Here is a 15,256-nt window from a genome sequence, read left to right as displayed (position 1 = left end):
GAAGTTTTAACAGGACTTAAACAAAAAACACGCCATAAATGGCGTGTTTGATACCCGCAGATGTTAGTGTGCAATGTCTGGATTCATGTTTTCAGCAATTTCATCGTTCAACTGCTGCGCAACTTCAGCGTTTGGACTAATCACTAAAATCGTGTCATGACCGGCTAGCGTGCCCACAACTTCAGGTAACTTCAAATCATCTAAAATTGCGGCTAACAAGTTCCCATTACTTGGCAAAGTCTTGATCACGTTCATAAATTCGATTCGCGTCAAGTCGATCACCACTTCGTTAATGGTTTCACGCAGGTGTTCTTCTTCTGATTTATTTCCGGGTTTAAAGATCGTATAACGCAAGTGTCCATGGCCATCTTGGGCTTTGACAACCTGCATCTCGCGAATATCACGAGAAATCGTTGCTTGCGTCGCCTTAATCCCAATTTCATTTAGATGACGCATTAGGTCTTCTTGTGTACCGATCGGATACTGATTGATCAACTGTTCAATCCGTGATTGACGAATACTTTTTTTCATCCTAATGCAGCCCCCCTTAACTGTACTAATACCTAATTATTATAACAAAATGAAAAACGAAAAGAAAGCAGATTTTAAATAAGTATTCAAAGTGAGTATAAATCAAAGCGTGAATTAAGCGGTTAAGAATTAACTTTCGGTCACTATAATGAATCTGTCTCTTCATTAACTAATATTAATTCAGAAAGCGCTGGTTAAAATCTGGCGATACCTAACGCTATGTTAATACTTTTTTAATGTAAATGATAATTTTATGCAACGTTTGGTTTCTATTCTAAATGCATCAGTGATGCCCTTCAAACACCAAAGTAGCCGTATCAAAGTACATGCCGGTCATTTGATTACAAAAATGCCTGCCCCGGCAATTCGCTGGAACAGGCATTTTTTAAATTCTAACTTACATTTCATCCGGAGCTTCAACACCCAAGAGCCGCAGGGACTCTTTCAGCAGCGTTGACACACTCTTAACTAAGGCCAAACGGGCTGGCTTTTCGGCATCGTCCGCTAAAATCTTAGAGTGGGCGTAGTACTTATTGAACGCTTTAGCCAAGCGAATAGCGTACTTGGCAATGTCTGAAGGTTCAAATTCCTTCAGCGCCTCGACCACCGTATCTGGGAAGTCAGCCAATGCTTTGACCGTCTCCCAAGCTTCTGGATCAGAGATCTGAGCACCTTCCGTTGGAATCGTAACGTCGCTTGCTTTACGTAAAATACTTTCAGCACGCGCGTGAGCATACTGCACGTAAGGTCCGGTTTCCCCTTCAAACTTCAGCTGTTCAGCTAAATTGAAGTCAATGCTGTTCATCCGTTCGTTCTTCAGATCACCAAAGATGATGGCGCCAACACCGACCTGCTTAGCGACCTTATCCTTATTCGGCAGGTCAGGGTTCTTTTCAGCGATCTGCTTTTGTGCCATGGCAATGGCATCATCCAGCACTTCGTCTAACAAAATGATCCGGCCGGAACGGGTTGACAGCTTCTTGCCGTTAACGGTGATCAAGCCAAACGGAATGTGGTGCAGGTTCTTAGCAGAAGGCAGACCCATTTCGGTCAAAACCGCCTTCAATTGCTTGAAGTAGTAGATCTGTTCGGAACCAACCACGTAAAGGTTCATGGCTGGGTGATAGGTGTTTTCACGGTAAACGGCCGTGGCAATATCACGGGTAATGTAAAGTGACGCACCGTCACTCTTTAAGATCAAAGCTGGGTTTAAATCGTACTTGTCCAGGTTGACCACTTGGGCACCCTGGGATTCTTTCAGCAGGCCCTTGTCTTTTAATGCATCAACAACACCCTGCATCTTGTCGTTATAAAAGGCTTCCCCATTATAGGTATCAAATTGAACGCCTAATTTATCATAGATTGCTTTAAAGGCCTTCAATGACTCGTCACGGAACCATGACCAGAGTTGGTGAGCCTGTTCGTCGCCGTTTTCCAGCTTTTTGAACCATTCGCGGGCCTCATCATCCAGTTCAGGGTGTTCCACGTCTTCTTTATGGAACTTAACGTAGTATTTCACCAAGTTAGTGATGGGATCTTTTTTGACGTCTTCTTCGTTGCCCCACTTCAAGTAAGCCGTGATCAGCTTACCGAATTGTGTCCCCCAGTCGCCCAAGTGGTTATCCTTGATCGGGTTATAGCCGTTCTTTTTCAAAATTTCGGCAATGGAATTACCAATCACTGTTGAACGCAAGTGTCCCATTGAAATGGGCTTGGCAATGTTGGGTGATGACATGTCAATCGGCACGTTACCATTATTACCGGATTGATTTTGACCGTAATCGGCACCCTGTGTCAAAACTTCACTTAAGATCTGAGCACTGAAAGCCGTCTTATCCAAGAAGAAGTTCAGGTACGGACCGGCAACTTCAACCTTGTCGAATTTACTGGTATCAATTTTTTCAACTAAGTCAGCGGCGATCTGCTGAGGGGCCCTTTTGAAGGTTTTCGCTAAAGTGAACGCTGGAAAGGCGTAGTCACCCTTGCTGGTATCCTTAGGCCGTTCGATTTTTTGGTAAATGTCCTCTGCTGAAAGGACATCGGTTAACGCTGGTGCTAACGTATCAGCAACAAATTGTTTATAATCCATGGTATTAACTCCTTACGTATTAAATTCTGACGGTGCTTATCTGACGACGGTGATATTAGGGCAATAAAAAAAGTCCCCCTCCTACAATGAAACCTGTAAGAGACGAGACTACCCGCGGTACCACTCTTGTTGATATTGCTATCCACTCAACTTATAAAATTGTTATTCTAAAAAGCGCGCTTCATCAGGTCGGCTGTTTGGCTTCCATCACCCCAAACTCGCTGTCAGCCGGCTAACTGACTACTCTTCTTTTATAATCGAACCGGGTTACCGTGGCAACCTCACTTGTAGCATTCTATCTCATCCAGCGTGAAAGCACAAGAAAAATAGTGAACTTTGACCGTTAAAAATCATTTGGATTAAACGGTTTCTCATTTAAATGCTCTTTTTATTAGAGTTTGATGTATAATATAATAAATATATTCAGGTTTTAATATTTTATTCATTTCATGAAAGGAGTTTAGAAATGAGTCAGAACAAGAAGACTTCCACGCTATTTCTTCGTAAAGATATCAAAACCGACCTTTATAAGAAGACTGGCCTGGAAAAATCTCTAACCGCTTTTAGTTTAATCACAATGGGGGTTGGCGCAATTGTTGGGGCTGGGATTTTTATCACGCCCGGCATTATTGCCGCAAAGTACGCTGGTCCTGGTGCTTTTCTTTCATTCATCGTAGCCGCCGTTGTCTGTTCCCTGGCTGCGTTATGCTACTCCGAATTCTCTTCGACCATTCCACTAGCTGGTAGCGCATATACATACATATACGCCGTCTTCGGGGAATTTATCGCCTGGATTTTAGGCTGGGCATTAGTATCAGAATATTTATTCTCCGTTTCGGCGGTTGCAGCAAGTTGGTCATCGTACTTCCAAAATATTTTAGCGGGGTTTCACTGGTATTTGCCGGAAGCGTTCCGGGCAGCGTACGGTACGGCCGGCATGCCCCACGCGCTCTTTGATTTACCAGCCTTCGTGATTATCATGCTGCTATCATTCCTGCTGATCGGCGGTGTCCGTGAATCAGCTCAGATCAACGCCATTATGGTTATTTTAAAGATTATTGTGATCATTTTATTTATCGTTGTCGGCGTGTTTTACGTTCGGCCAGAAAACTACCATCCCTTCCTGCCCTTTGGGATGAAGGGAATCATCTCCGGTGCGGCCGTTGCCTTTTACGCCTACATTGGGTTTGATGCGGTATCTACTGCCGCTGAAGAAGTCAAAAATCCCCAAAAGAACGTTCCGCTGGGAATCATTGGGTCACTGTTAATCGCAACGATCCTCTACATTGCCCTTTCACTGGTCCTAGTCGGAATGGTGAAATACACGCACTTGGAAGTTGCTGATCCCGTCGCCTATGCCCTGCATTTTATCCATCAAAACTGGGTCTCAGGAATTGTCTCCCTAGGGGCTGTTATCGGTATGACGACCGTGCTGATGGTGTTCTTGTATGGCGGTACCCGACTAGTCTTCGCCATCAGCCGTGACGGCTTGCTGCCACGCGTGTTCAGCCGTTTGAGCACCAAAACGCACGTCCCCGTGACTAACACCTGGTTATTCGGTATTTTAGGAAGCTTCTTCGCGTGCGTGATTCCCATTGATAAGATCACGCAGTTAGTTAACATCGGGACGCTATTTGCTTTCGCCATGGTCTCTATTGGGATCGTCTTCCTGCGGCGGAACCCGGAGTTTAACGAACTTGATTCGGCTTTCCGGGTACCGTTTTATCCCGTGCTGCCAATCGTTTCCTTTATTCTCTGCGTTATTTTAATGTTGGAATTAAAGACCTTTACCTGGATTGCCTTCTTCATTTGGCTGGCTATCGGGCTGATATTCTACTTCAGCTACGGCTACCGTAACAGTGTGGTTCGCAATCGGTATTATTCAAAAAAATAGTGCGTCATCAAACGCAGTAGATTCCAGAATTTAACCTAAAAATAGTGCCTGTTCCGGTAAACGTTATCGGGACAGGCACTATTTTTAGGTTAATTAGCAAAAAACTGAATTTTAGCGCACGATTACGCCGTACTGATGCGTTGGAATAACTTCTTCTATAGTAACCGAATCACGACAACCCCAATGATCATCACCAACAGCCCACCGAGCTGAAGCAGTGTCACCGGGTTTTTTTCAGACGACAGCCAGCCAAACTGGTCAATCAAAAGACTGCCGATCATTAAACCGATCAGCACGATAATGACCGCAAAACCGGTACCGATAACCGGCACCAGATAAACGTTTCCCAGGACAAACAAAGCGCCCAGTAAACCGCCGATCCACATCCACCACGGCGACTTGCCGTGGTTTCGCTGAAACATCAGCGGCGGCCGCAAGACCAATACAATGACAATCAGCGTCACGGTCCCGACAAGAAACGACACGTAAGCCGCCTGAATTTTGGAACCGAGTACTTCGCCTAAATGACCGTTCACCGCAGTTTGCGTGGCACTTAAGACACCGGCAAAAATACCGAATAGCCGCCACAGCATTAGGTGTGCGGCTCTTGGCGTCTCCTCTGCCACCGTTTCCAGACCAGCTTGACCCGTGATCCGCTCTAGCCAGCCATTACCAGCTACCGTAATCATCACACCGGCAATCACCAGTAAGGCGCCCAAACCGCGGACCACCGTTAACTGGCTGATTGGTGAATAAAACAAGCCAAGATCATCGATCAATAGTCCCGCCAAGATCTGACCTAAAACCGGGAAAATAACCGTTTGGACACTGCCTAACTTTGGAAAAAGCATAATGTTACCAGTGAGGTAGATCACCCCTAACAAACCGCCCAGCCACAGCCAAAACGGTTGCGTCCTGATCAGCGGCATGCCGATCAGTAAACTGCGCTGGTCTATCAGGGTCATCACAGCCAGAAAAGCCGTCCCAATACCAAAGGAAACTAACGACGCTAAAAACGGCGATCCTAACGCTGAACGCAGGCGGGAATTAATGCTGGTCTGCATGGGTAACCCAATACCGATCACTAGACCAATTAAAATGGCTAACATCTCACCACCCCCATTTAATGCCGGTAGTATGCCCGTTTTAACGGTTAAAGTCAATTAAGTCTACTCCACTAGTTAAAGATTACCTTGTCGTCTAACGATGCAGGAAACGGTCGATTGGGAAGGCCTTGAAGACGACCGCGATGAGCACCGTATAAATCACGAAGGAAATCAATTCCTGCGGCAAGCGAGTTGCAAACAAAGTCGGCCAGTTGATGCCGTACATCATGTGCAGCCACAGACTATTCAAGAGTAAATTCCAGCCCATTGTCACGATCAAAGAAGCCAGCGTGATGCGCCACAGCTTAACCGGCTTTTGATAAAACAGCACCCCAAAGGTATACCCGGTCAAAGCAGCGGTGATCACAAAGCCGAAAAAGAAACTGAACTTAGGGAACAAGATCATGCCAATCAAATAGGCCATGCCGGTAGCGGCTGCGGTCAGTTTCGGCGGAAACAAGCGCGCCATAATAGCCGTCACAACAAACGAAAAAGTAATCTTCGTGATTAGCAATTGAATTGAGAAAAAGCTGCCAAGGACCACCTGCATAGCGATCAAAACGCTCATGGCGGCCACAATGTAAGCAGAATTAAGTCGAATCTCCTTCATATCATATCAACCTCTCTTCCAGTCTTCTCATAAATCTCTCATAGAATATTAACTACCATGCCATAGTTATAAACTTATTTAACAATAATTCAAGTCGTCATTGAAAATTGGTCAAAAAAAAGCGGTTAGCACCGCTTTTAGGCCGTTAGCTGAATCACGTACGGCCCGTACTTTTCAATCTCGACAATTTTAATCGGTAACTCGAATGCCTGACTGAGCAGCTGCTCGTCCAGGAGTTCTGCTGGCGTCCCTGCTTTAACCAGCTGTCCCTGTTTGATAAGCCACAGCTGATCACTGATTTTCAGTGCCTGGTTGATATCGTGTAAGACCATGATAACGGTCAGGTGTTGGGTCACGTTCAGTTTCCGGATCAGCGCCATCAAATCGTGCTGGTACCGGATATCCAGGTAAGTGGTGGGTTCGTCTAAAAACAAATACGCCGGTTCCTGCGCTAGCGCCGTTGCCAGCCAAACGCGCTGCTGCTGACCGCCCGAAAGTGACGTCAGGGGCCGGTCCATTGCCTGAACTAAATTAACGGTCTCTAAAAAGGGCCGCACTTCAGCGTCAGTAATGGTGGCAAGCAAGGAATGAAACGGTAAACGGCCGGTCTTGACCACTTCTTTAACAGTCATTTCATCATAAATTTGATGCTGCTGGCTCACCAGCGCGATTTTGGCCGCCCGTTTTCGGCTGGATAACGTTGAAATGGGTTTTCCGTCCAGTTCAACCACGCCTGATGACGGTGAAAGCGACCCCATCAGTAATTTTAGCAAAGTGGATTTACCCGCTCCGTTTTGACCGATGATCGACAGGATCTGCCCCGTTGGTACGCTAGCGGTGAAGTCAGTAATCAGCTGCCCTGAGCCAGGATAGCCATAGTTAACGTGCTTTAATTCCATGGAATCCCCCTCTTTGAACCAGAATGATCAGGAACGGGCCGCCAAGCACCGCCATGATTGTGGCCGCTGATAGTTCACTGGGCAATACGACCAGTCGACCGATCGTATCCACAACTAATAGGAGCCAAGCACCGCTTAACATCGAAAACGGCAAAATGGTCTGGTAATCATGGCCGACAAAATACCGGGCAATATTGGGCACAATAATCCCAATAAACGGGATCGTCCCCACGGCGGCCGTCACGTCCGCCGACAGATAAACCACCAGCACCAGTAAGCCCAGCCGCATGTCAGTCACTGGCACACCAACGGACGCCAGCTGTTCATCCGACAGCTTCAGGTCATTGGCCCAAGGCGCCATCAATAACACTGCCACTAAGCCAACAAAACCAGTGATCAACAGGCTGTATACCGACGACCAGGTAATGCCGTTGAACCCCAGTGAACTGCTGACGTTGATGCCTTTGGTAAACAGCTGGGTCAACGCCATGAACGTCAGGTTCAACGCTACCCCAACGATGATGAGCTGGTAAGGCTGCCGCAGTGTTTTGCGGTTTGCCAGCAACGCAAAGGCCACGAGTCCGCCCAGCAAAGCCAGCAGCTGTTTTTGGAAGATAAATGCCGGCAGTACCATGCCGCCCAGTAACATGAACAGCTCACCGGCACTGGTGACCCCTAAAATGGTCGGGTCCGCTAACCGGTTACGAAAGACCGCTTGGCTGATGGCACCAGCTGAGGCCAGCATGCCCCCAGCGATCATGGCCGCTAGAACCCGCGGCAGCCGAAAAGTCAGCACCGTGGATAAGACTGCCGGCCGATTACCCAGCAGGGCCTGCCATAACTGAGGCAGTGAATAAAACTGCGTTCCTAGCATGAGCGCCAAAATAGCCGTCACGATAAGGGCCAGACAAATAATAACGTATGCGCTGCGTTCCTTTGCCATCTCATTTACCTCTTGGATACAACCATTGGGAAACTTCACCTAACGCCTTAGCCGCGTGCATGTTCGCCGTGGCATCAAAGTCGGGTTCCTGCAAATCGTACACTCGCTTTGACTTGACGGCAGGTGTCTGGTGCCAGAATGATTGCGATTTAAATTCACTGTTAAACTGTTCAGTCACCATTTGCGGCATGGCGTGTTCAAGCCGCAAAATGACTTGCGGACGGGCCTTTTGAATGGCTTCATCGCTGGGCTGAATATATTCCTGGTCCTTCGAAGCAAACACGTTCTTGCCGCCTGCAAGCTGAACCAGGTTTCCCACGTAGGAACGGTTCGTGGCGATCATGTAACCCGCGCCGGGCAGGCCCATGAGTACCAGAACCCGGGGCTTCTTTTGACCGTTGGCCCGGTGCTTAGCCTTTAAAATGGCATGGTCAATTTCGCGGTTGGCCCCGCGGGCTGCCGCTTTACGGTCATACTGATTTCCCATCTTCGTCACGACGCGCTGCAGGTCACTGACGCTTTGCAGGTCTAAGAAGTAGGGCTTGATGTGCTGCTGTTTAAATGATTTACCGAACTGCTCCTTCAGCGTGGTGACACTGTAGACTGCCGTCGGCTTGACGGAAGCAATTTTCTCCGCACTGGGATTCATCGGGCTGCCAACCCTGGTCACGTTCTTATAGCGTGCCGGCAGCTTGTTTTCCGTGTTGGGAACACCGACTAGCGGTAATTTTAGCCGATCAGCGATTTGAACCACTGCGTACGTGGTAGCGACGATTCGCTCATGATGACGATTCTTCGCCAGCTGATGGTGAGCAAAGAAGCCGCCAACGATACCGACCACCAGCAGCATAATAATGACGATCAACGCTGTTCGTCTAGGTGATTTCAAGATTGGCGCCCCCTATTCTTTCTTCTTCATGACAATGTAGCTGCCGCCAACAACGACGGCAATGATCACGACCACACCCACGATTAAAAATGGTAACCGCGAACCGGTATTGCTGTGATCCTTTTTGTCCGTCGAAGCGGTCTTAGCGCTATTGGCTGGCTGCTTAGCGGTCTGATCACTAGCAGTATTGCTGGAAGCAGACGACGCTTTAGCAGCCGGCTTTTGACTGTTGACCGCCTTATGACCCTTTTTCTGATTGTGCCCTAGTTGTTTAACCTTATTTTCCTGAGGCTGCTGACCATTGTTATCACTGGCCTTGCCATTAGACTGCTTTTTTTGAGTAGTGGCAGCCGCACCAGTCACTTTTGCTGTGGCGGCAGTGGCAGCCGCCTTACCTTTTAAACTGGGTAGACCCTTGGTACTGAACTTAAATGAAATCAAATGCGTCGCTTTGTAAACCTTGGGCACGTCGATCGCTAGTTTAGCGTTGATCCGCTTCTTTAAGTTGGTCGTGGTAAACGAATAATACAGGTTGGAATTGCCCGCGTGATCCTTCACCCGCCGCACGTGCTTAGCGGCACCACCGTTGACCGATAGTACTTTAACTGGGTAAGAGGACAGCTTCTTAGCCGTCCGGATATGCATCGTGACCACGTATTTATGGTGGGATACCTTGACACTTGCTGGTTTAACAAAGTAGCCGCTAGCCATGGAAGTTTGATTTGTATGGTACCTTAACGCCTGATAATTGATTGCTTTTGCTTGAGCGGTCGTACTGCCAGCACCCAGCGCCAAACTAAAGGCTGCCACAGCCAGTAAGCCGATAAACCATTTCATCCGTTTCATTATTTTCCCTGCTTCCTGTAAATTATGTTTTGTTGTAAGCGGTCACAAAGACCACCACAGAAAATAACTCCTGAGGGGCCTTGGATCGATATCATTAAGCGCGTTTTCTTCTGTAAATGACGATGGTACTGATCAGGACTAGACTGACGAGTCCGATGGCTGCCGCCGTGATAGTTTGAAGTTCACTGGTTTGCGGTAACTCACCGGTCGCCTTCTTGGCCGCGTTAGCCTTAGCTGCTGATTGACCAGTCTTACCTGGCGCTTCAGCCGCTTTTGAGCCATTGCGGCTGCTACTATTATTGCTGCCTTGCGCCGGTGCACCGAATTTGTAATAAACGTCAAAGTCAGAACTGATCCCCATCATTGGTACTGAAACGTGAATCGTTCCCTTAACCGGTGCCTTAACCAGCTCATCAAGGCTTTTCGCCGTGAAGCTAAAACTGGCGGTGTAGTCTTTATCCGTTGACCCGTACGTCACGTCTGACACCTTTTGACCATCCACGGTTAACGGCACAAAGCCCTTGGCGGACATGCCGGAATTCTTACCGTATTGAACGTGCATCGTCACTTTATACGAACCATCGCTGAGCTTTTCAATGTCAGCCACGTGAGTGTAGTATTTGTTGGCTTCAGAGATTGATTTGTCATTCGACTGAAGGACTGAGTAGGTTAACTTGGAAACATTTGTGAGTGGAGAAACCGGATTTCCTTTATCTTCTCCGTTAGTTGTTTCCGGAGCTACTGCTACAGGGGGAAGCTGTGCGACTACCTTGTTATCAATAACAATTTTCCGATCAATAACTTGACCATTAGGACCTTTAGTTTCAGTGACTACTGGTGCCTTTCCTGAAGGCACTGTGGCAACTTCAGCATTATTAACATAAACCTTATAGCCATCACCACTTTCGAGTGGCTTAAACGAAAGGCTGTCGCTATTAGAAACATCAAAGCTCACAGGTGTTTGCCCAGCATTAGTAATGACAACTGTCGTACCAATAGTCTTACCTGAAGAATCCTTTTTCGTTTCCGTTGCGACAATCGGAAGTTTCTCTGGAGAACTAGAATCAGTCTTCAGATTCTGTGAGTCTTGCAAATTGTTTGCAGCTGGCGATCCGGATTGATCAGTATCTTTTGGTACGCCACTCCAATCATAGGAAAAATCACCTACTTCATGCATCCCTGCACCAACTTTAATATCAAAGGCCGCCTGAACCGTTTTTGTTCCTGCTGGGATAGTAAAATTAAGTGAATTTTTATCAGAACTTAACGCTGACTGCCCATTCACTATTGTGCTTGTAAGAAAGCGCGGACCATAACCTTGTAAGTGCATTGTTACATCTGCATTATCATTGTGCACGACAACGTCAGCATTTGGGCCAAAGAATTTTGCTGACAATGATGGTGCTGTTGTGCCAGTTTTATATACATTAACCGGGATCGAATACGTCCCATCCTGATACGTTGACGCCTGCGCACTTTTATCAAGTAAATTAACACTCACCAACGCCAAAATAAGAATCAACGCACCCCTAAATAATCTTTTAACCCACATATTTCTCATAAATAATTCCTCCGATACTGACATAATATGTTGATTGCTAAGCAACCTTCCCCTACTCCAGGAGCTCTCCAATGATTCAAAATAATTGCACGTAAATTAGAAAATATATAAAGTGCTTCTATGTAAGAATTATACCGCGAAATATGCCATTAATAAAACAAAAAATCGCAAATTCGTGACTTTTTTCACTAATAAGCTGATAACTAAAATATCATTTATCAGTTGATAACAAGCTGTTTCAGCGTTATTTAATGTATAAGTTTGGAAATGTAGTCAGCATTACCTCACAATTAAATTTTATAAATCACATTGCAGAATACGATTAAAATGCTTTAAATATGCATCTTCGTTATCATTTAATATTCCATATTTATATAAACCAGCAATAAAAAAAGCTCACCAAGGTGAGCTTTTTAAGTATTATCCTAATTTAAACGGTGTCGAAATGGTGACGTTAATGGCTTGGTGCCCGTTAGCAACACAGGACTGTGCCACGCTGTTGAGCAGATGATGCGATTGCACGTAAGATCTAAATTCAGTCAGCTTCGGCACCTGCAGCTGAAGCCGGTTAGCGGACTGGTCGACTTCAATGCGGTCCAGTTTACACTCATCGTTCAACCGCAAAATAACCGTTTCAACCAGGCCCAACACAAACTTGCTGTGCGTGAGGTAGTTAACGTTGGCGGTTTCCAGATTAAACTTCATGGACCCCGTCGTTAAATCCTTCTGTTCGCCATCGATCGTTGCGCGATACGTCACCACAATGTCTCTCGTGGTCACCTTATTTTGAATCTTCAACGTATAAGCAATCAAAATATCATCTCCTGTTTCCCCCAGCACCTCACGGACCACCAGTTCATTCCTCCATGTGACATTGAAAGAACCGTAAACGACACCCGGTTTAACAATCGCCACAACGTTATTTATTTATCCGATTCCCAAAATGAGACACCTACTATCCTTATGTTACTGATATCAGGGTAATATTTCAACCGTAGTTTTAACGGTAGGATTCACTGTTTTGAATATAGGTGATTTCATCAAACGAAATCCGCTGCTGGAGCTTCTCGGCTAAGTCAGCGGAAATCTCACCCTTAGCGATGGCTCGCTGGATAAGTTCGTATTCGGCATGAAACGCCCGCATAAAGAGCTGATAAACCATGTCGGGGTCAACGTCGCCACCGCGGATTCGCCGGTGCCGGGTCCGGTAGAAACGACGGACTAAGTTAGTCTCCACACCGTTTTCGCCGCTGTTATGCTTCAAATAATCCATGACTGCTTCAAAGCCGGCCTGTTCAATCGGCAAAATATCTTCGCCGTGTTTGTCGAACTGTTCTCGCCAGTAAACTTCTTCCAGCGCGACTGGCGCCGTTAAGAAAGCTTCCTGTGCCCGGTGCAGATCCTTGTACAGCGTCCCGATATGCAAACTAAACCGAATGCGCAGCCAGACGTTTTTCCAAACCTTTTCATCAGCAGTAAAATAATTCAGTTGCAAAAATTTATTATAATAGGTCATTTCATCTTCGGTAATCTGGCCTGCTTCAAACATTTCACGGATCTTTTGGCTCTCAACCTTGTGGGCCTGGCGCATGATTTGCCGTTCGATCCGTAAGTTCGGCGTGGAATCCAGAATTAACTGCTGCTGCAGCGAATCCACGACGATCTGCGCCTCTGCGGGATGGTCTTTTTCAGCAACCAGGTCACTGATCCCGGCTTGAATCATCCGCCGCACCCACTTAAACCGCGGCTGGGTCGACTTCTGGCTCGGCAGCAGCAGCGGCACAAAAATGGTCGGCAGTAACAAACTGGTCAGAATCACTACCGCAGACAGGAAAATCAGCGGCCCCCGTAACAAGAAGGGCCGGCCATTGACCAAGGTGGGAATGGAAAATGCCAGTGACAGCGTAATCGTTCCGTTAGCACCACTTAGCGCCATGACCAAACTATCCCGCCAGACGTGATCCGACTTGGTACGCCGCTTAAGCAAAAAGCGGGTCCATAACAGGCGAATGATCCCCTTTAAAGCATACAAGAACAGCCCCACCGCCAGTAACTTAGGAATCGTGATCTGCGCGATTGAGTGCGCCCTTAAAGCCCGAATCACATCGGGCAATGACAAGCCCAAAAGCACAAACACCGTCCCGGATAAAATGCCGCTGACAATTTCCCAGACGTTGCTTGTGACCAGCTGCATCCGTGAAGACGTCAGGCGTAACTTATCCCGTTCGGATCCCTGCACCATTCCGGCCGCAACCACCGCCAAAATGCCTGATAGTGCCAGCTTCTCGGCCAGTAAATAAACCAAAAAGGGCGTCAGCAGCTGAATCAGCACCATGATCAATGGCGTATCGTCATTGTGCCGGATCAAAAACAGCCGGGCACTGACCACCATGACACCGATGATGGCACCAAATAGCAGACCGCCTAAAAACTCCCAGGCAAACATGCCAACGGCGGCTTCAATCGAAAACTTCCCCGACATATAGGCGGCCAGAGCCATGTCGAAAATAACGATACCGGCAGCATCGTTAAACAGCGATTCGTGCTGCAGCGTGGCCGACTGTTCTTCAGCAATCGGATTCGCCTCGAAAATCGAGTTGACCGCCGACGCATCGGTCGGGGCCACGATGGCTACCAGCGCAAAGCTTAAGCTCAGCGGCAGGACCACGTACAGCGCGTGGATACTCGTCCCCACAACAAGGACGGTCACCACCACTAATTCCACGGCTAATGACAGGATATTGGTAATCGAACGGCCGATCCAAAACCGTGAACTGTTTTGTGCTTCGTTAAACAGCATCGGTGCAATAATGGCAAACGCAAACGTTGACGGATCCAAATGGAAACCGGCGTATGCCGGCAGCAGTGCCAGCAAGAGCCCCAAAACAATCAGAAAAAACGGCAGCGGAATGGCCTTAACGTGCCGCGATAAGATATTAGCCAGTACCACAACGGCCAAAATGATGATTAATAACAAGACTTGATCCATAATTTTTCTCCTCACCCTCATGCCATACTATCGTTAGTATAATAGTGGAAATGAGATTTGCCACAAATTTTGTTTGCGGCCCAAAAAATGAACTACAAGTATTTGGCGTCTCTGACCGGGTCTTGAGAAGTTAAAATTTTCGGCCCGTCAGCGGTGATCACCAGTGTATGTTCGAACTGAGCTGACGGTTTGCCATCGGCGGTCACGTAATACTCCCACTGATCAGCAGTTTCCTTGGCACGAATCTCACGGGTACCCAGATTGACCATGGGCTCGATCGTAATGGTCATGCCTTCACGTAGCCGCAGCCCCTTACCAGCTTCACCGTAAGCCGGCACGTCCGGCTGTTCATGCATGGTTGGCTGAATGCCGTGACCGATCAGTTCCCGCACATCGCCCATGTGGTTTTCGGTTTCAACGTACTGCTGAATCGCAGCCCCCACATCACCCAGACGGTTGCCGATCACCGCTTGATCAATGCCGCGATAAAGCGCGTCTCGGGTGACGTCCAGCAGCCGTTGACTAGCCGTTGAAATTTCACCAACCGCAAACGTCCGGCAGGCATCACTCAAAAAGCCGTTGAGATTAACGACTAAGTCTACCGCCACCACGTCCCCTGATTTAAGGATCAGGGCTTTTCTCGGCGTTGCATGGGCCACTTCATCGTTGACGTTCACGCAAGTCGCATACTTATAGCCTTCAAAACCCTTTTCTTCCGCGGTCGCACCGTGGTCTTCAATATAAGTATTGGCAAATTTTTCAATTTCCCAGGTTGAAATACCTGGTTTGATGACTTTCTCCAGTCCGTTTAAAACGCCTGCTAAAACGGCACCGGATGCACGCATCTGTGAGATTTCACGTGCTGACTTTAATGTAATCATAAAATACCCCTCTATTAT

13 protein-coding genes are annotated in these 15,256 nt (G+C 47.4%); 1 reads left to right on the top strand and 12 read right to left on the bottom strand.

Annotated elements, in window-relative coordinates; genetic code table 11:
* Window positions 1–63: 63 nt before the first annotated feature.
* Both argR and argS read right to left on the bottom strand, forming a co-directional pair.
* Window positions 64–531 (bottom strand): arginine repressor, encoded by a 468-nt coding sequence (gene argR / locus CES81_RS05400; RefSeq protein WP_089087620.1) that lies wholly within the window; start codon window positions 529–531, stop codon window positions 64–66.
* Window positions 532–928: 397 nt separating this feature from the next.
* Window positions 929–2,620: an arginine--tRNA ligase gene (gene argS, locus CES81_RS05395; RefSeq protein WP_089120987.1), complete on the bottom strand. Its 1,692-nt coding sequence runs from the start codon at window positions 2,618–2,620 to the stop codon at window positions 929–931.
* A gap of 466 nt (window positions 2,621–3,086) precedes the next feature.
* On the opposite strand from argS, the gene CES81_RS05390 reads away from it, so the two are divergent.
* Complete coding sequence (locus tag CES81_RS05390; RefSeq protein ID WP_089120986.1) at window positions 3,087–4,514, top strand: APC family permease; 1,428 nt, start codon at window positions 3,087–3,089, stop codon at window positions 4,512–4,514.
* A gap of 155 nt (window positions 4,515–4,669) precedes the next feature.
* Here the strand turns inward: CES81_RS05390 and CES81_RS05385 are convergent, their stop codons facing one another.
* From CES81_RS05385 to map, 10 genes are all read right to left on the bottom strand, one after another.
* Complete coding sequence (locus CES81_RS05385; RefSeq protein ID WP_089121024.1) at window positions 4,670–5,623, bottom strand: DMT family transporter; 954 nt, start codon at window positions 5,621–5,623, stop codon at window positions 4,670–4,672.
* Between the two features lie 91 nt (window positions 5,624–5,714).
* Entirely contained in the window at window positions 5,715–6,230 is a 516-nt protein-coding gene (locus CES81_RS05380; RefSeq protein WP_089120985.1) for a folate family ECF transporter S component, read from the bottom strand.
* A 137-nt stretch (window positions 6,231–6,367) separates the two neighbouring features.
* The gene (locus CES81_RS05375) at window positions 6,368–7,129 is read right to left on the bottom strand and encodes an ABC transporter ATP-binding protein (RefSeq protein WP_089120984.1); all 762 of its coding nucleotides are present in this window, start codon (window positions 7,127–7,129) and stop codon (window positions 6,368–6,370) included.
* Window positions 7,110–8,072 (bottom strand): iron ABC transporter permease, encoded by a 963-nt coding sequence (locus tag CES81_RS05370; RefSeq protein WP_089120983.1) that lies wholly within the window; start codon window positions 8,070–8,072, stop codon window positions 7,110–7,112. Before CES81_RS05370 ends, CES81_RS05375 begins: the two co-directional genes overlap by 20 nt.
* A 1-nt stretch (window position 8,073) precedes the next feature.
* Window positions 8,074–8,961, bottom strand: coding sequence for a heme ABC transporter substrate-binding protein IsdE (gene isdE, locus CES81_RS05365; protein ID WP_089120982.1), 888 nt, complete (start codon window positions 8,959–8,961; stop codon window positions 8,074–8,076).
* A 12-nt stretch (window positions 8,962–8,973) separates the two neighbouring features.
* Window positions 8,974–9,807, bottom strand: a complete 834-nt coding sequence (locus tag CES81_RS05360) for an NEAT domain-containing protein (protein WP_089120981.1) — start codon at window positions 9,805–9,807, stop codon at window positions 8,974–8,976.
* 94 nt (window positions 9,808–9,901) lie between these two features.
* Window positions 9,902–11,368 carry an LPXTG cell wall anchor domain-containing protein gene (locus CES81_RS05355; protein WP_180949737.1) on the bottom strand — a complete coding sequence of 489 codons (1,467 nt, stop codon included), beginning with the start codon at window positions 11,366–11,368 and terminating at the stop codon, window positions 9,902–9,904.
* Window positions 11,369–11,788: 420 nt separating this feature from the next.
* On the bottom strand, window positions 11,789–12,208 hold the full coding sequence (locus CES81_RS05350; RefSeq protein ID WP_145993331.1) for a hypothetical protein: 420 nt from the start codon (window positions 12,206–12,208) through the stop codon (window positions 11,789–11,791).
* 160 nt (window positions 12,209–12,368) lie between these two features.
* Window positions 12,369–14,357 carry a cation:proton antiporter gene (locus CES81_RS05345; RefSeq protein ID WP_089120978.1) on the bottom strand — a complete coding sequence of 663 codons (1,989 nt, stop codon included), beginning with the start codon at window positions 14,355–14,357 and terminating at the stop codon, window positions 12,369–12,371.
* A gap of 92 nt (window positions 14,358–14,449) precedes the next feature.
* A complete protein-coding gene (map, locus tag CES81_RS05340; RefSeq protein ID WP_089120977.1) occupies window positions 14,450–15,238 on the bottom strand; it encodes a type I methionyl aminopeptidase in 789 nt (262 codons plus the stop codon).
* Between the last annotated feature and the right edge of the window lie 18 nt (window positions 15,239–15,256).

This window comes from Secundilactobacillus pentosiphilus (genome assembly GCF_002217985.1).
GTDB lineage: Bacteria > Bacillota > Bacilli > Lactobacillales > Lactobacillaceae > Secundilactobacillus > Secundilactobacillus pentosiphilus.
This window is presented reverse-complemented; position numbering and strand designations above follow the sequence as displayed.